Below are 21,894 nucleotides of genomic sequence, written 5' to 3' on the forward strand. Positions count from 1 at the left end.
AATCGCGAACCGCTGGCCCAGAATTCGATCGCAATCGCCTGGCAGAGGGCGCCCTTAAAGACTTCCAGGTATAACGTCCAACCCAGGTGAATGCCTGTTCCCGCGAGGCGAGTGTCAAAACAAAAGACGTGAGCCTGTTCTTCGCTCAATCAGCACCGACACGGCTCTAAGCGCCGGTAACGAGAATTTGGCTTCGCAGGGACGAGGCATTGGCTTGCAGTTCGTCTCTGCAAGAGCCGAGCGATTGGGCCAGCGCAGAGAGGCTTTGGGCACTCTGTCTTGTGTGATTGTTCGTCACCTCGAATGCGCCTTTCGATCCGGCGACCGCTTGTGCAAATCTGGCAGCGTCTGGGATATAGCGATTGATCCTGCGTGCGGCATCGCCCTGTTCCCGCACGCAAGCCGTAATTGCATACCCAGCGTGGGTGATCTCGTCGATCGTTTGGCAGGTCAAATCGATGTCTTCTATCGAAGCTTCGGTCGCCCGCTCTACGGCGTCTATCTGCGTGGCGATCTCAGTGCTTGCCGTCGACGCCTGAACGGCGAGAGTTTTCACTTCCTGCGCAATGACCGCAAATCCCTTGCCGAAATCGCCGGCACGGCAAGCTTCGATCCTCGCCTTGAGCGCGAACATGTTAGTTTGTCCGGCGATCTTGGATATCATTCCGATAATCGCACCCATTTTTCCGACGGCATCGGTAATGGCTGCGCGGTGTGGCGGTTGCGCTCGACTGTCTCAGGCGATCGGCGCGCATCCATCGCGGTCGCATTGCGACCGCAAATTTGAAAACTAACTTTGCATAGCCAACTTGCTTTGCAGACGGTCCCCTTTGGGAAACGCTTCAGTATGTTCGATCGATTCGCGCTAAGTCGCTGTCATACATAGACCTTTTCAAGTTTACCTATTCCGGCACAGGTCTTGCTCCACTACTGTTCAAGCGCTGCATTGGTTGGCGATAGAACATAGTGGAGGAAATTGATGGCTAATCTTCTTTGGCTCCAGGGCGGGGCTTGTTCGGGAAATACGATGTCGTTCCTCAACGCAGAGGAGCCGAGCGCCTGCGATCTGGTGACTGATTTTGGCATCAATGTTCTCTGGCATCCGTCGCTGGGCATGGAGCTCGGCGAGAATCTTAAAAAAATGCTGCACGCGCTTGTATCCGGCGCGATGCCGCTGGACATCTTCGTGTTCGAAGGCTCGGTCGTCAACGCGCCGAACGGCACGGGCGAATGGAATCGGTTCGCGGGGCGGCCGATGAAGGATTGGGTCGCCGATCTTGCGAAGGTTGCGGGCTATACGGTCGCCATCGGCGACTGCGCGACGTGGGGCGGCATTCCGGCGACCGCCCCCAATCCGTCAGACAGCGAGGGACTGCAGTTTCTAAAGCGCAAGCACGGCGGATTCCTTGGCGTCGGCTACAAGTCCAAGGCCGGGCTGCCCGTGATCAATGTTCCTGGCTGCCCCGCGCATCCCGACTGGATCACGCAAATCGTTGTTGCGGTTGCCACGGGGCGCGGCGGCGACCTGACGCTTGACGAATTCCAGCGTCCGAAAACGTTCTTCACCAGCTTCACGCAAACGGGCTGCACCCGCAACATGCACTTCGCCTACAAGGTATCCGCGACTGAATACGGGCAGCGCAAGGGTTGCCTGTTCTATGATCTCGGATGCCGCGGTCCCATGACACATTCGCCTTGCAACCGGATCCTCTGGAATCGGCAGTCATCAAAGACACGCGCCGGAATGCCCTGCATGGGCTGCACGGAGCCGGAATTCCCCTTCTTCGATTTGATGCCAGGTACCGTCTTCAAGACCCAAACGGTGATGGGTGTTCCCAAGGACATGCCGCTCGGGGTCGACAAGGCCGGCTACATCAAGCTCACGGCGGCGGCTAAGGCGGCGTCTCCCGCTTGGGCTGAAGAAGACATTTTCGTCGTTTGAGCTGCGAAAGCTCGTCCGACACCAGACATTTCACCGTTGTAAAGTCAGGATGCATACCCATGCCCTCAGCTGTTCAAACGCTTGATATCTCCCCCGTCGGTCGCGTCGAAGGCGACCTCGATGTTCGCGTCAACATTCAGGACGGCGTCGTCGTCGATGCTTGGACCCAAGCGGAGTTGTTCCGCGGCTTCGAGGTGATCTTGCGGGACAAGGATCCTCAGGCTGGCCTCGTCGTTACCCCGCGCGCCTGTGGGATTTGCGGAGCTTCGCATCTAACATGTGCTGCGTGGGCGCTCGATACCGCCTGGCAAACGGAAGTACCACGCAACGCGATTTTGGCGCGGAATCTCGGCCAGCTTGTCGAAAGCCTTCAGAGCCTGCCGCGCCATCACTACGGTCTGTTCATGATCGACTACACCAACAAGAACTACTCGAAGTCGAAATACTACGAAGAGGCGGTGAAGCGCTGGGCGCCGTTTACCGGAACCAATTATGAAATCGGCGTCACGATCTCCGGCAAGCCGGTCGAGATTTACGCCCTGTTGGGCGGTCAATGGCCGCATTCCAGCTACATGGTGCCCGGCGGCGTCATGTGTGCGCCGACCCTCACCGACGTTACGAGGGCGTGGTCGATCCTGGAATATTTCCGCCGCGATTGGATGGAGAAAATCTGGCTCGGTTGTTCGCTGGAGCGTTACGAAGAGATTCGATCTTACGACGACTTCATGGCCTGGCTGGACGAAAAGCCGGAGCACGCAAATTCGGATCTCGGCATGTTCTGGCGGATGAGCATTGACTGTGGGATGGACAAGTTCGGCAAGGGCCACGAAAAATTCGTGTCGTGGGGCTACCTGCCGCATGAAGACAAATATCAGAAACCCACGATCGATGGCCGCAATGCCGCATTGATTATGAAGAGCGGCGTTTATGACGGAAAGTCCGACAGCTTCAGGTTGATGGATCAGAAGCATACGCGCGAAGATACGATGCATGCGTGGTACGACGAGCCCGGGGGGGTGCATCCGTTCGATCGCAAGACGGTGCCGACGCAAAAGAACACCATCAACATGGACGGTCAGTATTCCTGGTCGACGGCTGTACGCCACGAGGAGTCAGGACGACTGGAAGCAGGGCCGCTGTCGCGCCAGCTCATCGCCGGAGGACAGCACGGGGAGTCCTGGCAGCACTTTGATCCGTTGGTACTCGATATGCACAGGAAGCTGGGCGGCGCCAGCGTGATGTTGCGGCACTTCGCTCGCATGCACGAGGGTGTAAAGCTCTATCGGCAGGCGGAGCGCGCCTTGCGGGAATTCAGGCTCAACGATCCGTGGTATATCAAGCCCAGAGAACGCGACGGACGCGGCTGGGGAGCTACCGAGGCGATTCGCGGTGCGCTCTGCCACTGGATCGAGGTCAAGGATGGCAAGATCAAGAACTATCAGATCATCGCGCCGACGACCTGGAATGTCGGTCCAAGGTCCGCCGACGGCGTTCGGGGTCCAATGGAGCAGGCCTTGATCGGTTCTCCAATCAGGGATCCGCGCGATCCGGTCGAGGTAGGTCACGTCTGCCGCTCTTACGATTCATGTCTCGTTTGCACTGTTCATGCACATGATGCGAAGACAGGCGAGGAATTGGCTCGCTTCCGAACGGCCTGACGTTCGCCAATTCGACAGGCCGTGAGTATCATGGCCGGCGCTTAAATTGTCAGCAGGGACGTCGTAGACTGAGATCTTTAGAGCGAAAGGCGGTCGCACATGGCGTCCGACAATGGGGTTGTGCTCAAGGCGATCGCCGACATGCTTGAGAAAGGGCTCAAAACGCAAATCGAGCCGTTTCCCGAAACTGACAAGGAGTTCGCCGATATTCTGCTCCAGCTTCGCCAGCTTGATCCGAAGGATCTCAAAGCTAAGCTGGTGGTCGGAGGCTTCGTGAATCATCCATACGGTCCGGATAAGCAGCGGTGCCTGGAGTGCATGTATTATCTGGTGCATCGAAAATGGTGCGACCTACCTGAACTTGCAGTTCCCGTAGAGCCGGAATGGTGGTGCCGCTTGTGGCGAATCTGATCCCTCGACCGACCGCAGCGGAGTGATCTCAGGAGAGGAAGCCGTGAGCGACGGAAAGGTACGGGACGAAATCCACCTTCTTCTCACGGGTGGCCTCAAAACCGAGGTTTTTCCACGGGCCGATTCCCACGAGCAGGTTCAAGCGATCGTTTCCCGGTTGAAGGCCGCCGGTAACGAGCTGAAGACAAAGCTCGTCATCGCGGGATTCACGCGCGATCCGATCATCGCACGAGGAGATCGAGCAGCTGTGTGAAACGTGCATGTATTACAAGGGTACACCGCCGATATTGTGAGTTGCCTGAACTGTGCCGGTCGAGCCGCAATGGTCCTGCCGGCTTTGGCGCATTTAGGCCTCTATCGCCGTGCTGGCCGGCAGATCGTCACCGGTAGGTCTATGCGTCGCGTCGTTACCGGTGCATCATGGGTTGCCGATACAAAGCAATCGTTGCCAGACGCGCGGGCCCGCAGCGGTGATGAATAGCTCAGGGGTTTCCCATGATCGTGGTCATCGGATGTGGAAATCCAAATCGCCTCGATGACGGTGCGGGTATCGAAGTTTTGCGCCTATTGGAAGCCCGTGGCGCAGGAACAGACTCCCTCAATGTTCGCCTGCTGGCTGCCGGCACAGACGGCATGGCGACGATGTTTGGTGCGCGCGGGTGCCGGACATTAATCGTTGTCGATGCTTGCCGCTCGGGCTCTCAGCCAGGCGTGGTTTTCGAGGTGCCGGGCAACGAATTGGAGCGGCGCTACGAGTCATCTCTCAATCTCCACGATTTCCGTTGGGACCATGCGCTGTTCGCGGGCCGGAAGATCTTCCGTGAGGACTTTCCGTCGGATGTCGTCGTGCTTTTGATCGAAGCACAGACGGTTAAATTGGGGATCGGCCTGTCGCCGGCTGTGTCAGCCGCTGTTGCCAAGGTGACCGATCGCATCGCCGCGCTGATCGATGCCCGTCTCGCCACCCGGCGGTCGTCGTGATGGCGATCTCTGTTGTTAGAGTCGCACGTGGCGCGCTTTATCTCAGTCACGAGACTTATGATCGCTATTTTGCAGGGCTGGAGGCAGTCATTCTGCTGCGCCGCGAGAACGACCTCTGGATCATGCCAGTCCGTCACGCGGCTGCGGGCGGCTATCTCCTCAAGCATCGCAACAGCCGAGGAGATCGGGTCGTCCATGCACCAGATTTCCTTCGTGAGCACGGCGTCAATGAAAACACTGCCTTGCAACTGTCCGTCGCGTGGTCGACGGAATGCGGTGCCCTCATCGCCGTTGACGCCTTTGTGTAAACCAAGTTTACATTACGCATAATATGTAGACAGCTTCCATTTCGCCCTGCTAGTGTGGCTCGCGTACCAAGCGTGCAGCCAAAAAGCGCTGGTCGGAGGAAGCGAGTGAATACAGCACTTGTCGGCGATGAAGTGCGTGCAGCCCTTGCTGCTGCTGATGACGCTGAGGCAAGCGCCTCCGAGCGCGCCGAGATGCTGATGGAAATTGCAATGGGTCTGCAGCGGCAGCCCAAATCGCCGGATCAGCTTCATGCCGCAGTCACGCTCTATGACAAGGCGCTGGCGATCTGTCCTGGGGACATGCGGCTTCTGTCGGCTCGAATTCTGGCACGCAAAGGCACTGCATTACAGGCCATACCGGAAGAAGGTACGGCGTCGCTCGAGCAGGCGCGCTCGATGTTCGAGCAGGCCATCCCGACGCTGATCGATTGCAGCAAACCAGAAGAACTCGCCGAAGCAGAGATGAATTTCGGCCTGGTGTTGCAGAACCTGGCCGGCGCAAGCAAGGCCCGCATCACTGACGCCATTTCAGCCTATCAGCGCGCGCTGCGCACCTTCACCCGGGCTGCATTTCCGCAGGAGTTCGTGATCCTGCAGAACAATCTCGCCACGGCGTTCCTGTCGATCCCGATGACGGACGCGCGCGGAAGGATGCGTGAAGCACTTGCGGTGCAGGCCTTCGAAGAGGCGCTCAAGATCGTCACGCTGATCGATAATCCAACCGAATACGCGATGCTGCAGAACAATCTCGGCAACGCTCTGCAATATGTATCGTCCAGCCACCCGCTTGAAAACAACATACGCGCGCTCGAAGCGTACGACGAAGCGCTGAAGGTGCGTACGCGGGAGGCGACCCCGCTGGAGTACGCAAACACCATTTGCAACAAGGCCAACTGCTTGTGGAATCTGCCGGACGACCCGACCGATCCGGAGAGTGGCAACCGAAGCAACCTTATACAAGCGCGCGCCTATTACGGCGAAGCGCGGGAAATCTTCATGGCGCATGGCGAACTGGAGAAGGGAAAGGTTGTTGCGGAAGCGATCGGCCAGATCGAGCGTGAGATGCTGGCCTTGGCTCCGAGCAATGGCCATGGCGCGCGCTCATCCAAGCAATCGTGAACCCAACGAAACAGGAGCTTCTTGATCTATGACCCTTCCATCTTCTCCCGAAATGTTAGTTGTTTCCCTTGGCCTGGGCGTCGTTGCCTCGATCGGCGGGGGCGCCGCCGGAGGCGTACTCGTCGGTGGCAAGGCATTGGGGAATGAACTCGCAGCGCTGCTGGGAGGTTTTTATGGGCCCCTCGCCGGCGTCGCCGGCGTCGTCGTGGGACTCGCCGTTCTTACGATCGCCGGCTGAGGAAGATATATCATGTGGGCAATGGCTCAGAATTCCATCGTTCTGTTTTTTCGCGGCAAGTTGTTCGCCGAGCCGGGCAAGGCATTCATGATGATTTTGATCGGCGTGGTTGTGACCGCATCGTTGCTGGTCTTGATCGCCAAGCTGGGGGGCCCCTTGTGGATGGCGGCGCCCGTCGCGGCGTTCATCGGCGGTGGACTACAGCCCTATCTGTTTCGGAATCTGCGCTATCGGTGATGTTGCTGGGATTCGGCACGTGAGAACAACATGAACGCTCATCGATATGGTCTCGACCAGGCGCGAGGATCTTGCCGGCCTGGTCGGCGACATCGAGCGACTGGAGACCATATTTGCGACGTGGGACGATACCCAGCAGGCGGCAGTTGGCGCCTACAAACTGGCGATCGAGGCGCTGGAGGGTGAGGCGTTGCGGCGGTTGATCCGCGCGCTCAAGACTGATCCGGCCGCGCTCGCGGCGATGAAGAATGCGATCGCCGACGAGGTCGTCTACACGGTTCTGCGCCACCATCAGATCGTCAAGCCCAGCCTGAACGAACGGGTCGAAGTGGCGCTGGAGGGCGTTCGCCCGATGTTGGCCTCGCATGGCGGCAACGTCGAACTCATCAAGGTGAACCCGCCCAAAGTAGAGGTGCGTTTCATCGGGGCCTGCGACGGCTGTCCGGCTTCTGCACCGACGTTCCACGCCGGTGTCAAGAAGGCAGTTCAGGAGGCGTGTCCGGAGATTACCGAAATCGTGCAGGTCAAGGGCCTGGGCGGCTCCGACGACAGCGGCGTTCGCTTTGTCAGCCCATTCGCGCTGGGCGCCAAGGGTAACTGGGTGTCGGCGGGACTATTGATCGACATTCCGGAAGGCTCGGTTCGCGCGACTACCCTTGGGGGAGAGAAGGTACTGTTGTCGCGCAACGGCGCGACTGTCACTTGCTTCCAGAATGCCTGCGCACATCTCGGCTTTCCCATTCACGATGGCGAGGTGGAAAACGGGATTATCACCTGCCCGCATCATGGCTTTCAGTATGACCTTTCCAGCGGCGAATGCCTCACCGCCCCGGAGGTTGCGCTCCAATCGCACGCTGTTCGCGTCATCGGTCCGCGGGTCGAGGTGAGGATTTCGGTGTAGCCATGCAGGTTTCATTCGCCCCCAGCCGGCTGCATAAGGCTCCTCCCCGGGGCGGCGATAATCACGTGGCCCGGCCGCTCCTGGCTCGCGGTGGCGCGCGCGCAATCCTTGGCGGCGAGGCGCTGGCGAACGGTCTGGCGCAATCGATTGTGCCGGGCCCGACCACCTTGTTCGGTCCGCGTGGGGGCTGCCTTGCCAGCCCCCACGGACCGCTGTTTGTCTGCGACACCGGCCATCATCGCCTCATGATCTGGCGATCTCTGCCATCGGGCGATCAGGCGCCCGCGGATCTGGTGATCGGTCAACCGGACTTCTCCCGGGAAGGGCGCAACGGCAGGGACGATGTGGGGCCCGCGACGCTCAACATGCCGACCGGGATCGCAGCATGTGATGACGTGCTTGCTGTTGCCGATGCGTGGAATCATCGCATTCTGATCTGGCATGGTTACCCGGAAACGTCCAACCGGCCTGCCGACGTGGTGCTCGGACAGGTCGATTTTTCCAGCGGGCTTGCCAATCGCGGCGCCGACGTGTGCCGCGCGGACACCTTGAACTGGTGTTACGGCGTGGCGATCGTGGACGGAAAATTGATCGTCTGCGACACTGGCAATCGCCGTGTACTGGTTTGGCATCGTATTCCGAAGGCGAACGGGACCCCGGCCGATCTGGTGTTGGGGCAGCTCGACTTCATCACCCGCGACGACAATGCGGGGCAGGCAGGCGGAGCGGTGGGCATGCGCTGGCCGCACGGGATCGCAGCCTCCGGCAACATGCTTTTCGTGTCCGATGCGGGCAACAACCGCGTCATGGTTTGGCGGGCGTTTCCGAACTTCGTCGGACAAACCTGCGATTTTGTGCTTGGCCAGTGTGATTTCAATGGCCTCGATCACAATCGCGCCTCCTATTACCCGACCTCAAGCGCGATGAACATGCCGTACGGGCTGACCGTGCAAGGCGGCATGCTCATTGTGACCGATACCGCCAATTCGCGGCTGCTTGGATTCGAACTGGACGGGCTGGCGATGGATTCTCCTGCTATCGCGCTTGCCGGGCAGCCCCTGTTTTCGGCCAAAGGGGACAATCGGTGGCGTTCTGCCACTCGCGATAGCCTGTGTTGGCCCTACAATGCTTTGGCTAGCGGCGATCTGCTTGTCGTCGCCGACGCCGGCAATAACCGCGTTCTCCTGTGGGAGGCCGCTTCGTGAGTCATCAGAGCAACATCGCGCAACTGCATGATCGAATCGCAACGGAGATTCGCGTGCGTGGTCGCGTGCAGGGCGTCGGTTTTCGGCCGACCGTCTGGCGTTTCGCGCGTGAGCTTGGCCTGTCAGGCGACGTTCGCAACGACGCGGACGGTGTGCTGATCCGCGTCTTCGGCAGCGAACGTGCCGTCGGTATGCTCATCTCGCGCATCCAGCTTGAACCACCGCCGCTGGCCCGGATCGATGCGATCAAGACAGAACCGTGTCGTGACGATCTGCCGAAGCAATTTGTCATTGCTGAGAGCCTTGCCGGCGGCGCACATACCCAGGTGGCGCCCGACGCCGCGATTTGCGCTGAATGTGCCGAGGAAATCACCAGCCCGTTCGGGCGCCGCTATCGCTATCCTTTCACCAATTGCACCAATTGCGGGCCGCGGCTGAGCATCGTCAGTGCTATCCCCTATGATCGCGCCTGTACCACGATGTCGTCATTTGCGATGTGTGCGGCGTGCCGGGCGGAGTACGAGGACCCTGCCGATCGCCGTTTTCATGCCGAGGCAATCGCTTGTCATGCTTGCGGGCCGAGGGCGAGGTTGGTGCGTTTCGACGGCCGAGCATTCAGCTTCGACCAGTTCTCGATGATGGATGACGTCGATGCCGCCTCTGGCCTGATGAAGAGTGGCGAGATCGTCGCGATCAAGGGTATCGGTGGCTATCAATTGGCCTGCGACGCCACCAAGGCTGACGTAGTGGCAAGGCTGCGGCAATCGAAGCATCGCGATGCCAAGCCGTTCGCGCTGATGGCGCGTGATCTTGATGTGATCCGTCGCTATTGTAGCGTCAGCCTTCAGGAAGCTGCGCTGCTGACGGCTCCGTCGGGACCGATCGTCCTGCTCCGCGCCGATGGTGCCGAAAGATTGCCGGATGCCGTTGCGCCGGGCCTCGCCACGCTGGGCTTTATGTTGCCGACGACGCCGATGCATCTTATCATGTTGCGACGGATGACGAGGCCGGTGGTGATGACCAGCGGCAATCTCTCGGACGAGCCGCAGGTAATTTCAGATGACGAAGCACGCGAACGGCTTGGCAGCATCGCGTCCTATGCGCTGATCCACGACCGAGAGATTGCTAACCGCCTTGACGACTCGGTCGCGCGCGTTGTCTGCGACCGGGTGAGGCTGCTGCGCCGAGCCCGCGGCTATGCTCCCGAGTCTATCACCCTCCCAAAAGGCTTCGAGAGCGCGCCGCAGTTGCTGGCGCTGGGCGGCGAGCTGAAGTCGACCTTCTGCCTCGTGAAGGACGGTGCCGCCATCCTGTCGCAGCATCAGGGTGACTTGGAGGATGTGCGATGCTTCGATGACTACCGCAAGAATCTTGCGCTTTATGCTCGCCTGTTCGATCATGCACCGCTCGCCTTGGCGGCGGACTTGCATCCCGAATATTTGTCCTCGAAATTCGCGCGCGAGCGTTCCGTCGGCGATGTGTTGCCGTTACTCGAGGTCCAGCATCATCACGCCCATCTGGCCTCCTGTCTTGCCGAGAATAACTATCCGCTGGATGCCCCCGCGGTGCTCGGCATTGTGCTCGACGGCTTAGGCTGGGGTGGCGACGGCTCGCTATGGGGTGGTGAGTTCTTGCTCGCCGATTATCGGCGCTATCAACGGCTTGGCACGTTCAAACCGGTTGCGATGATTGGCGGAGCGCATGCGGTTCGCGAGCCGTGGCGAAATTTGTATGCTCATCTGATGGCCGAGATGAAATGGCCGGAATTTGCCATGAATTTCGACCAACTCGAACTGCATGGCTATCTCTCCGGCAAACCCCGCGGCACTCTTGATGCCATGATCAACAACGGCATCAACGCGCCACCGGCGTCATCGTGCGGCCGGCTGTTCGATGCCGTTGCCGCGGCGCTGAATATCCGCCGCGAGCGACAGGCCTATGAGGGCGAAGCCGCGGCGCGGCTGGAAGCCATGGTCGATCTTGAGACGATGCGGCATGAGGATGATGAACTCGGCTATCCGTTGACGATTCCGAATCTGGGTGGCTCGGGATTGCCTTATATCGAGCCGCGGGCAATGTGGGCTGCTGTGCTCGGTGATCTTATCCTGAATACGCCGGCGCCGGTCATGGCCGCGCGATTCCACAAGGGATTGACGAAATCGATAGTCGCGATGGCGATAAAACTCGCCGGCGGCGAGGACAATTCGACTCCGCGGCGTTTCTCGACCGTCGCCTTGTCGGGTGGTTGCTTTCAGAACAAGGTTCTATTCGAGGACGTCAGTCGTCGCCTTGACCAAGCGAATTTCTCCGTGCTGTCGCACGCGCAGGTTCCCGCCAACGACGGCGGACTTGCACTCGGGCAGGCAGCCATCGCTGCCGCGCATCTGATCGATACACAAAAGAAGTCAAGGGAAGGAAACGCGTCATGTGTCTCGGCATTCCCGGACGCATCGTAAAAATTGACGATGTGACAAGAAAGCTTGCAACCGTCGATGTCGGCGGCGTCAGGCGGCAGATCAACATCGCCTGCATCGTCAACGACGGCCATCCGGTCGATTCCTGCGTCGGCGACTGGGTGTTGGTTCACGTCGGCTTCGCCATGAGCCGGATCAACGAGGAAGAGGCGGCGCAGACCCTGAAGATCCTGATCGAGCTCGGCGAGGCCCAGGCCGAGATCGAGGCAATGAAGTTGTCGGTGGCTCAGTAAGGAGGGTTTCACCATGCCCAACGAAAGCGATCTCAAGGCGCTCTATCCATTTTTGCACGGACAACCGCAGTCGCCGGCCCGGCTCGACGCGGCGCTTTTGCATTCTGTCGAGCAGAAAGCCCGCGACTCCCGCGAAACCAACTTGCGCTTCTTCGACGAGCAGGGACCGGTTCTGGTCGCCGCCGCCAAGGCGCTCGCCGATGTCTACCGATCTGGCGGACGGCTGTTCTCGATGGGCAATGGCGGATCGAGCTGCGACGCTTCCCATGTCGCCGTGGAGTTCGTTCACCCTATCACCGCAGGCCGTCCGGCGCTTGCCGCCACAAATCTTGTTGCCGACCTCGCGATGATCTCCGCCGTTGGCAACGACCTCGGCTTCGAGCACGTCTTCGTCCGCCAGCTGCTGGCGCAAGGTAGAAAGGGCGACGCGCTGATCGGCATCTCCACCAGCGGCAATTCCTCCAATCTGATGGCGGCGTTCGCCAAAGCCAGCGAAATGGGCATCATCACCATCGGGCTCGCCGGCGGCGAAGGCGGCAAGATGAAATCGTCTGGCCTGGTCGATTTCTGCCTGGTGGTGCCGACCACGTCCATCCACCGGGTCCAGGAGTGTCACGTGGCGGCCTATCACATCTTGTGGGACCTCGTGCACACGCTGCTGGCGGACGATCGCGGATCGGCCACGACCAAGGGAGCCGCAGCATGAAATATGTCGATGAATTTCGCGACGCCGAAAAGGCCGGCTTCTTGATCCGGGAAATCGAAACGCTGGTCTCAACCATGACGCTGCCACCCGATAGGCCGATCTACATCATGGAGGTTTGCGGCGGTCACACGCACTCGATCTTCCGGTACGGCCTCGAAGGCATGCTGCCGAAGGAGATCGAGCTGATCCATGGACCGGGCTGTCCGGTTTGCGTGTTGCCGATGGGACGTGTTGATGATTGCGTGTCGATTGCCGAGAATCAGCAAGTCATCTTTGCAACCTTTGGGGATGCCATGCGGGTTCCCGGTTCGAAGAAGAGCCTGTTACAGGCCAAGGCTGATGGCGCCGATGTTCGGATGGTCTATTCGCCGATGGACGCGCTGGCGTTGGCCCGCAACAAGGATCGCGAAGTGGTCTTTTTCGGGCTCGGCTTCGAGACCACGATGCCGTCGACCGCGCTGACCATCCTGCAGGCCGAAGCTGAGGGGATCACCAACTTTTCGGTGTTCTGCAATCACATCACGATTGTTCCCACCATCAAGGCTATTCTGGATAGTCCCGGCCTTCAACTCGACGGCTTTCTTGGACCCGGTCATGTCTCCATGGTCATCGGAACAGCTCCCTACGAATTCATCGCCAAATTCTACCGGCAACCCATGGTGGTGGCCGGCTTCGAGCCTCTCGATATCCTGCAGTCCATCTGGATGGTGCTGAAGCAGATCAAGGATGGCCGCAGCGAGGTCGAAAATCAGTATGCCCGCATCGTTCCGGACGCCGGCAATAGCGCAGCGCTCCAGGCGGTGTCGCGCGTTTACGAGCTCCGAGAATTCTTCGAATGGCGAGGCCTCGGCTCGATTGATCATTCCGGCGTCAAGCTACGTGACAAATACGCCGGCTACGACGCCGAGCAGAAGTTCGCGGTTCGCAATCTGAGGATCGCCGACCCGAAGTCGTGCCAGTGCGGCGAGGTGCTCAAGGGTGTGATCAAGCCGTGGCAATGCAAGGTATTCGGCTCGGCGTGTACGCCCGAGATGCCGCTGGGCGCGTTGATGGTGTCGTCGGAGGGCGCGTGTGCGGCCTATTACCAATATGGTGGCCAGAAGCGCTACAAGGAGGCAGTATGAACGTCGCGTCGTTCATCCATGCTCGCAAGCTCGGCAAGGTTAGCGTCGACAAGGTGACGCTTGCCCACGGCGGCGGCGGCAAGGCAATGAAGGATCTGATCGACGACGTGTTCGTCGCAGCCTTTGACAATCGTTCGCTCGCGCCGTTGGAGGACCAGGCACGGTTCGATCTGGCTGAACTTGCTGTCCATGGAGACCGCCTCGCCTTCACCACGGACTCCTTCGTCGTCGATCCGCTGTTCTTCCCCGGCGGAGATATTGGCGAACTTGCGGTTTGCGGCACCGTCAACGACCTCGCCGTCGGCGGAGCGAGACCTCTCTATTTGTCGTGCGCAGTCATCATCGAGGAGGGCACGAGCGTCGAAGTTTTGCGCCGGGTCGCGCGCTCGATGGCTACGACAGCTCGGGCAGCCGGCGTCCTCATCTCCACCGGAGACACCAAGGTGGTGCAGCGCGGCGCCTGCGACAAGCTATTCATCACGACCACGGGAATCGGCGTGATCCGCAAAGGTCTTGCGCTCGGCGTCGATGCCGCAAAACCGGGGGATGTGGTGCTGGTCAGCGGTCTGCTTGGCGATCACGGCGCGGCAATTTTGTGTGCGCGCGGAGACATGGCACTCGACGCCCTGATCGAGAGCGATTGCGCCTGCCTTCATGGTTTGATCGACGCGATATTGGGCGCCGCACCCGGCGTTCGCTTCATGCGCGACGCGACGCGCGGCGGATTGGCAACCGTGCTCAACGAAATCGCGGATGCTTCGCAGGTTGCAATCGAAATCGATGAACGCGCCATTCCGATGCGCGAGGATGTGAAGGCGTTTTGCGAGATACTTGGACTTGATCCGCTCTATCTCGCCAATGAGGGCAAGATCGTGGTGATCGCGCCCCCCGAACAGGCCGAGGCTGCACTTTCAGCGATGCGGGCGCACCCGCTTGGTGCGGAGGCCGCAGTCGTCGGCAGGGTTGATCACGGAGAGGTTGGGCGCGTTACCATGCGCACGGTATTTGGTGGACAGCGAATCGTGGACATGCTGGTGGGCGAGCAATTGCCTCGGATTTGTTGAGGCTGCCCATGCACGAGCTAGGCATTACTCGCAATATTGTCGCTATCGTTGCCGACGCCGCCAAAGGACACCGGGTTCGCCGTGTCAATATCGAGGTCGGCGAATTGTCTGGCGTGATGCCGGACGCGATCGCGTTCTGCTTCGAGGCGACGGCTTGGGGAACTTTACTGCAAGGCGCGGCGCTTGAGATCAGGGAAATCGAGGGACGCGCCCGCTGCGAATCTTGTGGAGTGGAGTTTGCCACCGAAACGCTGTTCACACCGTGCACCTGCGGTTCGCGTCGGCTGACGCGATTACAGGGAGAGGAATTGAACATCAAGAGCATGGAACTTGAAGAGGAGGTCGCCTGATGTGCGGTCATTGCGGATGCGGAGATAGGCGAGGCACGACCGTCCTTAATCTCCAGACAGGAAAGGAAATCGGCATGGGCGGTCATTCCCACGATCACGATCCTAGCCTTGATGGAGCGCATCATCACCAACCCGATCATATGCATGCCGACGGCATCGGGCACAGTCATGGCCACGATCACGGTCATGACCACCAGCACGGTCAGGATCATGCCCACGCGCATGTTCACGCTGACGGCACGCGGCACAGTTATGGCCACGGTCACGATGACGGCGATCACACCCATCAACATGATCCGCAGCACCATCATACCCATGACCACGTTCACGCCGACGACACCAGCCACGGTCATGCCCATGATCACGGACATCACCAACATCATGATCGCCAGCACGAGCACGAACACGTGCACGCGGATGGCGCGCGGCATAGCCACAGCCATGGAGATCACGATGATCACACACACGAACATCAGGACAGCGAGCGAGCTGCGAATAGTGTGATCGAGCTGGAGACACGCATCCTCGCCAGGAACGACGCGCTGGCGGCAAGAAACCGCGCGTGGTTTGCAGGTCGCGAAATCCTAGCGCTCAATCTTGTCAGTTCGCCGGGCTCTGGCAAAACCACGCTTCTGGAGCGCACCATCCGCGACCTGAAATCCGAACTGAAGCTTTACGTGGTCGAGGGCGACCAGGCGACCGCCAATGACGGCGAGCGTATCCGGGCCGCCGGAGCGCCAGCAGTCCAAGTCAACACCGGCACCGGGTGCCATCTCGAGGCCGATATGATCGCGCGCGGGTTGGGCGAACTGAAGCCGGCGGCCGGTTCAGTGGTAATGATCGAGAATGTCGGGAATCTGGTTTGTCCTGCGGTGTTCGACCTCGGCGAGCGCGCCAAGGTGGTAATTCTCTCGACGACCGAAGGTGAAGATAAGCCGCTGAAGTATCCACACATGTTTCGCGCCGCAGAAATCATGATCCTAAACAAGATCGATCTGTTAGCGCATGTCGATTTCGACGTCTCGCAGGCCATCGCCAATGCGCGCAAAGTCAACCCCGACATCACGGTGTTCGAGCTCTCGGCGCGAAGTGGCGAGGGGTTGTCGGAATGGTACGGCTGGTTGCGTTGTGAATCGAGCAAGGCCCACGAGGCGGCTTTCGCCTAGAGCATTGATGGTGCTCAATCAGAGCCGGGCGCTCGCTTGGTTGTGGTGCGGACCGATGTTTAGTTCGCTCGAAAACGCGACCGGGTATCGTCTGCCGGAGAGGGCTGGGCGCAAATGTTCGGGATAATGGGTTTGGGGTTCTTGCTCGGCATGCAGCATGCGCTCGAGGCCGATCATATCGCTGCGGTCTCCAGCATCGCCGCCCGGCAAACCAATGTCGGGGATATCGTCAAGCACGGCCTGACCTGGGGGCTGGGCCATACGCTGACCCTGTTCGTCTTCGCTGGCGCAGCCATCCTGCTCGGTCACGCAATCCCCGAGAGTCTGGCGCGTCCGCTTGAAACCGCCGTTGGCGTAATGTTGATCGGCCTCGGGGGCAATGTGCTCTGGCAAATGTGGCGCGATCGCGTGCACTTTCATCGGCATGATCATGGCGACGGAACGAGGCACATTCACGTTCACAGCCACCGGAACGAAGCAATCCCGCACCGAAGAAGCACGCATATCCATCGGCACGGTTTCCGCTGGCGCTCGCTGCTGGTCGGGTTCGTGCATGGAATTGCTGGCTCCGCTGCGCTGCTGGTGCTCGCGATATCGCAGATCACCAATCCCGTTTACGGAATAGTGTACGTCGCGCTGTTCGGCATCGGATCGATGTTTGGAATGGGCGCACTCTCGATGGTCATCGCTGTGCCGCTTGCGATGTCGGCGCGCTGGCTGACTTGGGCCAATGGTGCGATCCAGGGCATCGTCGGCATTGTTACAATTGGAATCGGAGCCCTGACCATCTACACGACAGCAATCGCTTACAGTTACGCAACAAGCTAGGCAGCATTCGCTTTTGACTCGGTTTTACAAGAGTCGCCAGTTCGTACTTCAGACGATACTGTGACGTTAGGTTAGGGACAAAGCCATTGACTGAGGGATGGGCGCGGCCGAGTGGGAACAGTATAGTTAACTTTCGACTCCCTGGTTGTCGCTCGTCTTCGCTCGTCGCTGTTCTTGGAAGAAACAAGCGCATTTGGAAGCGCAGCCGTTGTGTCGGAGCGGTGCAAGCTGACAGCTGTGCGAAGGTTGGCAGGACGTGCAGGTTGTTGGGTGTATCGCTCTGCTGTGGAGTTTTCACCGCCGCACTTGGCCCGTTGGCACCATCGGTCGCGCAAGAGGTTGCGGCGGTGAGATCTATCCAGCTTCCACCAATTACGATTGATCGGCCCGGAAATTCGCTGCCGAAGCGCGTCGGCCGACCCAAGTCGTCTCAAAATCGCGGCGCGCTGGGCGTGACTACAGCTCGATCGGATCAGCCAACCGTCGGCACCCGTAGCTTCGCAGCAGGGACATCGTCCGAAGGAGCTGCCGCCCTAGAGCCTACCGCCGCCAGCGCCATGCGCATCAGCGGTACGGAGATAAATGCCGTTCCCTTCTCGCGGGTCGGCGAGGCGCTGGAAGCCGTGCCGGGCCTGGTCGTCACCCAGCATTCCGGCGAGGGCAAAGCCAATCAGTATTTCCTGCGCGGCTTCAATCTCGACCACGGCACCGATCTCGCCATCACGGTCGACGGCATGCCTGTCAACATGCCGACCCACGGTCATGGGCAGGGCTATGCCGACATCAACTTCCTCATCCCCGAGCTGATCCAGTCGGTAAATGTCCGGAAAGGCCCGTATTTCGCCGGTGTGGGCGACTTCGGCTCCGCCGGTGCGCTTGCGGTCGACTATGTCAGCAAGCTGCCGAAGAACATCGCCGAGATGACCTTCGGCAGCTTTGGCTATCAGCGTGCCGTGGCGGCCGGCTCCACCGCGGTGGGTCAGGGCACGCTGCTCGCGGCGATCGAAGCCAACAAGTATAACGGCCCGTGGGACGTGCCGGACAATGTGCGCAAGTTGAACGGCGTGATGCGCTACAGTCAGGGCACCGTCACTGATGGGCTCACGTTATCGGCGATGGCCTATTCCAACGGCTGGACCTCGACCGACCAGGTCCCGCAGCGCGCGATCGACCAGGGCATCATCGGCCGTTTTGGTCCGCTTGATCCAACCGATGGCGGCGCGTCGAGCCGCTTCAGCCTGTCCGGCAACTTTGCCCATTCGAGCGAGTACGGCCAGAGCAAGGTCAGCGCCTATGTCGTGCGCTCCGACCTGCAGCTCTACAACAATTTCACCTACGCGCTCGACAACGCCATCAACGGCGACCAGTTCAACCAGCTCGATCGCCGCACCCTCGGCGGCCTTGACGCACGTCACGCCTTTGATTGGCGCCTGGGTGGCCTCGAAACGCAAACTCGCGTCGGTGTGCAGGGCCGCTACGATGATATCCATGTCGGCCTGTTCAAGACGGAAAGCCGCACGTGGCTCTCGACCGTGCGCGACGATCGCGTGCAGGAAGGCAATGTCGGAATCTGGACGGACACCACCACCCGCTGGACCGACTGGCTGCGCACAACGGTTGGTATTCGTGAGGACATCTTTGCCGGACGCGTGCTCAGCGATACGCCGGAGAACTCCGGCAACGCGCAGGCGTCGATGACGAGCCCCTGGCAGCGTGCTCGGTCCCTGGTACAAGTCCGAATTCTATGGCAACGCCGGCTATGGCCTGCACAGCAATGACATTCGCGGTGCCACGATCACGGTCGATCCCAACGACAAGGTGACGCCGTTCGATCGCGTGCCGCTGCTGGTCCGCTCGCGCGGCGCTGAACTCGGCGTCCGCACGAAGGCGACTGAGAATCTCACCAGTTCGGTTGCGGTGTTTTTGCTGGATTTCGATTCAGAACTGCTGTTCGTCGGCGACGCCGGCACCGCCGAGCCGAGCCCGGCCCAGCCGCCGCGTCGGCGTCGAGTGGACCAACAAGTACAAGCCCGTTCCGTCGCTGACGTTTGATCTCGATGTCGCCTATACCCGCGCTCGCTTCACCGATTTCGATCCCGCGGGCGACCGCATCCCCGGCGCGCCGGTCTGGGTGGTAAGCGCCGCGGTCACCTTCGGCAGTGAGACCAGCTGGTTTGGCGCGTTGAAGGCGCGCTATTTCGGCCACGGCCGTTGATAGCGGACGACAGTGTCCGTTCGACTTCCTCGCTGATCTTCAATGCGCGCGCCGGCTAAGCTGTCAGCTCGAGATAGCGCTACGTTTGTGGGTGCGCTTCTCGATCCGAAGCCGGTGAACGCGCGCTTGCAGGACCATTCGTCGTTACCGCGCACTCATGGGGAATGAGGAGCGAGAGCTCCTGAAAGCCGCCCCGCAAGGGGGGGCTATACGCTAAAGCGTATTTATAGGTTTTATACACTATAAGGTATATCCATTTTACCCTCTGGAGCGTATATTGACATTTATCCTCTAGAGCGTATATGGCGTGCCTAGAGAGGTGCGCCGTGGACCAGATCGCCCGAACACCCAAGCAAATCGGAGATGCCGTCCGCCGGCAGCGCCGCAAGCTTGGCCTGAACCAGACCAGCGTCAGGGACAAGACAAAGCTCCGGCAGGCTACCATCTCGGCCGTCGAGAGTGGCGCGCCTGGGACTCAGCTCGGAACGCTTTGTGACATTCTCGCAGCGCTCGACCTCGAGTTCGTTATCCGTCCCAGGACGAAGGCAAAGCCGGCCGAGATCGAGGACATCTTTTGATGGCCCGCCCGCGGAGGCATATCCCGCTCAATGTGTTCTTGAACGGCCGTCTCGTCGGGCGCCTGAACAGGCAATCCAGCGGCGCAATCGACTTTCAGTACGATCCGACCTGGATCGCCTGGGAGCATGCGCTGCCCGTGTCGCTATCACTGGCTCTGCGGGAGGACCGCTATATCGGTGCACCTGTCATCGCGGTCTTCGACAATCTCCTGCCCGACAGCACGCCCATCCGCCGTCGCATGGCGGAGCGCGTCCACGCTCAAGGCATAGATGCTTACGACCTGCTTGCCGCTGTCGGACGGGACTGTGTCGGCGCATTGCAATTCCTGCCGGACGGCATCGAACCCGGCGCCGCCGGCGCTGTCGACGGCAGACCTGTTGACGACAAGGAAATAGCCCGGCTTCTCGGCGACCTTGCATCGGCTCCCCTTGGGCTTGGTGAGGACGAGGACTTTCGGATCTCGATCGCCGGCGCCCAGGAAAAGACCGCGCTCTTGTTCTGGAAAGGGCGTTGGTACAAGCCGCTGGCAACTACGGCCACGACGCACATCCTCAAACCGCAGATTGGCCGACTGCCGAACGGCATCGATCTTTCCTACAGCGTCGAGAATGAGTTCTTCTGCCTTAAGCTGACAGCAGCTCTTGGACTTCCGAGCGCCGCCATCGCGATCGAGGAGTTTGAAGGCAACAATGTGCTCGTGATCGAGCGGTTCGATCGCCGCTGGACCAGCGACAACCGTCTCCTACGTTTGCCCCAAGAGGATTGCTGCCAGGCTTTGTCCGTGCCGCCATCCTTGAAATACGAATCCGAGGGCGGACCGGGTATTCCAGCTATCCTCAATCTGCTGAAAGGGAGCGATAAGCCGGAGGCAGATCAAACGACGTTTCTGAAGGCTGTGATTGCCTTCTGGCTTCTCGGTGCCACGGATGGGCACGCCAAAAATTTCAGCGTCTTTCTCTCCCCCGGCGGCCGCTTCCGCATGACCCCGCTCTACGATGTGATTTCGGCGCAGCCCAGCCTCGACGCAGGCCAGATCAGCAGCCGCTTGAAAGCAGGTTTCGATAACGGTCGTCATTATTATGATCTTCAGGGGACACCCATCCGCCCGCCGCGATACAAGGCCGCCATTCCATCCCCGGAGGCTCTGGCTTGGCATCGCGAGCATCGGGTCGCGCGATAAGTGACGGATCCCATCGACGCGCGCATTCGACCGGCAGCGGTCGAGCACATCAAGGCCAGACCGCAAGCTGGTTGCCCATGCACCGATGTTCTCGACCTTCGAGCATTCCTCAAGCGAAATCTGATGTAGGCAAAGCGCTCGCGTCGTGGCACCGGCTTTTGCCAAAACTTCTTTCTCAAACTAGAGCTGCTCGACGTTGTCGAACGTCTTTTCGGCGCCCCGCACGAGAATGCTTAGGAGCTGGCGATCAACGTTCGGAGGCGCGTCGGCCATCTTGGGATCCTACTCGTCTGTTGTATACCGCGATCCATGCCTCGTGTTCGCCTTTAAGGTTCTCGACGAGTGCATTCACTGTCGCGTCGTTGATCGCCTGCGGCTTTCCGTGAGTGAACTCGTTTCTACGTTCGTGGATGTCTTTTAGCAAATCGGCAACTACCGAAAATCCATGCGCTCGAAGATCTTCGAAATAGTTCGTCCCAAAGAATATTTTGTACAGATCGTAGAGGCGGCTCCCGATTCCGGAGTAACGCCGAAGCTCGTCATCTAAAACTCGTTGTGGAAGCCCACGCATCGCAGTTCGGTGAAGCCGCTCGATACGAGTCTCAAAGTAGCCCCAGAACAGCAGCACTAAAGCTGCCCGAGCGGATGGACGTTCCGAATCTGCGAAATGTGAGAAGCGTTCAAACTCGACCGTTGGCCGCTCCCATTCACGCTGGAGCATCTGGAGATAGATGTAGTCCTCATAGCGACCTTCAGCACCTGCGAAAGTGGGATGGATGACCGTCCGCTCATCGTTTATGGTCCTGATGAAGGGCGAAGTATCAAACGGGTCGGAACCGCACGCGGGGCAGCACGCATCAATCCTGCGAATGCCGGGACAGTCCCCTCCGCACAACACGTAACCTGACCAGAGGCTCGTCCATGATTTTCCCGGGAGGTCGTCGCACCACATTAGATGACCCCGTAATCGGCGCC

The 21,894-nt window shown here is 59.9% G+C and carries 23 protein-coding genes and 1 pseudogene; 21 read left to right on the forward strand and 3 right to left on the reverse strand.

Annotation, left to right across the window (positions count from 1 at the left end):
• Positions 1-166: 166 nt before the first annotated feature.
• Entirely contained in the window at positions 167-682 is a 516-nt protein-coding gene (locus tag ACVWW1_RS39585; RefSeq protein WP_456659617.1) for a methyl-accepting chemotaxis protein, read from the reverse strand.
• A 297-nt stretch (positions 683-979) separates the two neighbouring features.
• On the opposite strand from ACVWW1_RS39585, the gene ACVWW1_RS39590 reads away from it, so the two are divergent.
• From ACVWW1_RS39590 to ACVWW1_RS39625, 8 genes are all read left to right on the forward strand, one after another.
• A complete protein-coding gene (locus ACVWW1_RS39590; protein WP_456659618.1) occupies positions 980-1,942 on the forward strand; it encodes an NADH-quinone oxidoreductase subunit B family protein in 963 nt (320 codons plus the stop codon).
• A 59-nt stretch (positions 1,943-2,001) separates the two neighbouring features.
• Complete coding sequence (locus ACVWW1_RS39595) at positions 2,002-3,600, forward strand: nickel-dependent hydrogenase large subunit (protein WP_456659619.1); 1,599 nt, start codon at positions 2,002-2,004, stop codon at positions 3,598-3,600.
• Between the two features lie 99 nt (positions 3,601-3,699).
• Complete coding sequence (locus tag ACVWW1_RS39600) at positions 3,700-4,011, forward strand: hypothetical protein (protein ID WP_456659620.1); 312 nt, start codon at positions 3,700-3,702, stop codon at positions 4,009-4,011.
• Positions 4,012-4,054: 43 nt separating this feature from the next.
• Entirely contained in the window at positions 4,055-4,264 is a 210-nt protein-coding gene (locus ACVWW1_RS39605; RefSeq protein WP_456659621.1) for a hypothetical protein, read from the forward strand.
• Between the two features lie 242 nt (positions 4,265-4,506).
• Entirely contained in the window at positions 4,507-4,992 is a 486-nt protein-coding gene (locus tag ACVWW1_RS39610; protein ID WP_456659622.1) for a hydrogenase maturation protease, read from the forward strand.
• Positions 4,992-5,300 carry a hypothetical protein gene (locus ACVWW1_RS39615; RefSeq protein WP_456659623.1) on the forward strand — a complete coding sequence of 103 codons (309 nt, stop codon included), beginning with the start codon at positions 4,992-4,994 and terminating at the stop codon, positions 5,298-5,300. The genes ACVWW1_RS39610 and ACVWW1_RS39615 overlap by 1 nt, the downstream gene beginning before the upstream one ends.
• Before the next feature lie 105 nt (positions 5,301-5,405).
• Complete coding sequence (locus ACVWW1_RS39620; protein WP_456659624.1) at positions 5,406-6,419, forward strand: hypothetical protein; 1,014 nt, start codon at positions 5,406-5,408, stop codon at positions 6,417-6,419.
• A 28-nt stretch (positions 6,420-6,447) separates the two neighbouring features.
• Positions 6,448-6,657 carry a hypothetical protein gene (locus ACVWW1_RS39625; RefSeq protein ID WP_456659625.1) on the forward strand — a complete coding sequence of 70 codons (210 nt, stop codon included), beginning with the start codon at positions 6,448-6,450 and terminating at the stop codon, positions 6,655-6,657.
• A 26-nt stretch (positions 6,658-6,683) separates the two neighbouring features.
• Here the strand turns inward: ACVWW1_RS39625 and ACVWW1_RS39630 are convergent, their stop codons facing one another.
• On the reverse strand, positions 6,684-6,845 hold the full coding sequence (locus ACVWW1_RS39630) for a hypothetical protein (RefSeq protein WP_456659626.1): 162 nt from the start codon (positions 6,843-6,845) through the stop codon (positions 6,684-6,686).
• Between the two features lie 95 nt (positions 6,846-6,940).
• Between ACVWW1_RS39630 and ACVWW1_RS39635 the strand changes: the two genes are divergently transcribed.
• The 13 genes and pseudogenes from ACVWW1_RS39635 to ACVWW1_RS39695 all read left to right on the forward strand — a co-directional run bounded on the left by ACVWW1_RS39635 (position 6,941) and on the right by ACVWW1_RS39695 (position 20,919).
• On the forward strand, positions 6,941-7,795 hold the full coding sequence (locus ACVWW1_RS39635) for a NifU family protein (protein WP_456659627.1): 855 nt from the start codon (positions 6,941-6,943) through the stop codon (positions 7,793-7,795).
• Between the two features lie 2 nt (positions 7,796-7,797).
• Positions 7,798-9,000, forward strand: a complete 1,203-nt coding sequence (locus ACVWW1_RS39640; protein WP_456659628.1) for an NHL repeat-containing protein — start codon at positions 7,798-7,800, stop codon at positions 8,998-9,000.
• Positions 8,997-11,456 (forward strand): carbamoyltransferase HypF, encoded by a 2,460-nt coding sequence (gene hypF, locus ACVWW1_RS39645; RefSeq protein ID WP_456659629.1) that lies wholly within the window; start codon positions 8,997-8,999, stop codon positions 11,454-11,456. The genes ACVWW1_RS39640 and hypF overlap by 4 nt, the downstream gene beginning before the upstream one ends.
• Positions 11,426-11,707, forward strand: coding sequence for a HypC/HybG/HupF family hydrogenase formation chaperone (locus ACVWW1_RS39650; RefSeq protein WP_456659630.1), 282 nt, complete (start codon positions 11,426-11,428; stop codon positions 11,705-11,707). Before hypF ends, ACVWW1_RS39650 begins: the two co-directional genes overlap by 31 nt.
• 13 nt (positions 11,708-11,720) lie before the next feature.
• Complete coding sequence (locus ACVWW1_RS39655; protein ID WP_456659631.1) at positions 11,721-12,413, forward strand: D-sedoheptulose-7-phosphate isomerase; 693 nt, start codon at positions 11,721-11,723, stop codon at positions 12,411-12,413.
• Positions 12,410-13,537 carry a hydrogenase formation protein HypD gene (hypD, locus tag ACVWW1_RS39660; RefSeq protein WP_456659632.1) on the forward strand — a complete coding sequence of 376 codons (1,128 nt, stop codon included), beginning with the start codon at positions 12,410-12,412 and terminating at the stop codon, positions 13,535-13,537. The genes ACVWW1_RS39655 and hypD overlap by 4 nt, the downstream gene beginning before the upstream one ends.
• Positions 13,534-14,601, forward strand: a complete 1,068-nt coding sequence (gene hypE / locus ACVWW1_RS39665) for a hydrogenase expression/formation protein HypE (RefSeq protein WP_456659633.1) — start codon at positions 13,534-13,536, stop codon at positions 14,599-14,601. The genes hypD and hypE overlap by 4 nt, the downstream gene beginning before the upstream one ends.
• 8 nt (positions 14,602-14,609) lie before the next feature.
• The gene (locus tag ACVWW1_RS39670; protein WP_456659634.1) at positions 14,610-14,951 is read left to right on the forward strand and encodes a hydrogenase maturation nickel metallochaperone HypA/HybF; all 342 of its coding nucleotides are present in this window, start codon (positions 14,610-14,612) and stop codon (positions 14,949-14,951) included.
• The gene (gene hypB / locus ACVWW1_RS39675; protein WP_456659635.1) at positions 14,951-16,117 is read left to right on the forward strand and encodes a hydrogenase nickel incorporation protein HypB; all 1,167 of its coding nucleotides are present in this window, start codon (positions 14,951-14,953) and stop codon (positions 16,115-16,117) included. Before ACVWW1_RS39670 ends, hypB begins: the two co-directional genes overlap by 1 nt.
• Positions 16,118-16,231: 114 nt before the next feature.
• Positions 16,232-16,945, forward strand: a complete 714-nt coding sequence (locus tag ACVWW1_RS39680; RefSeq protein WP_456659636.1) for a HoxN/HupN/NixA family nickel/cobalt transporter — start codon at positions 16,232-16,234, stop codon at positions 16,943-16,945.
• A gap of 446 nt (positions 16,946-17,391) precedes the next feature.
• Positions 17,392-19,216, forward strand: a pseudogene (locus ACVWW1_RS39685) (TonB-dependent receptor); the annotation flags it as partial.
• Positions 19,217-19,486: 270 nt separating this feature from the next.
• A complete protein-coding gene (locus ACVWW1_RS39690; RefSeq protein ID WP_456659637.1) occupies positions 19,487-19,738 on the forward strand; it encodes a helix-turn-helix domain-containing protein in 252 nt (83 codons plus the stop codon).
• Positions 19,738-20,919, forward strand: a complete 1,182-nt coding sequence (locus tag ACVWW1_RS39695; RefSeq protein WP_456659638.1) for a HipA domain-containing protein — start codon at positions 19,738-19,740, stop codon at positions 20,917-20,919. The genes ACVWW1_RS39690 and ACVWW1_RS39695 overlap by 1 nt, the downstream gene beginning before the upstream one ends.
• Before the next feature lie 247 nt (positions 20,920-21,166).
• On the opposite strand, the gene ACVWW1_RS39700 is transcribed toward ACVWW1_RS39695, so the two are convergent.
• Positions 21,167-21,640, reverse strand: a complete 474-nt coding sequence (locus tag ACVWW1_RS39700; protein ID WP_456659639.1) for a hypothetical protein — start codon at positions 21,638-21,640, stop codon at positions 21,167-21,169.
• Positions 21,641-21,894 lie beyond the last annotated feature (254 nt).

The organism is Bradyrhizobium sp. JR3.5, from assembly GCF_054057015.1.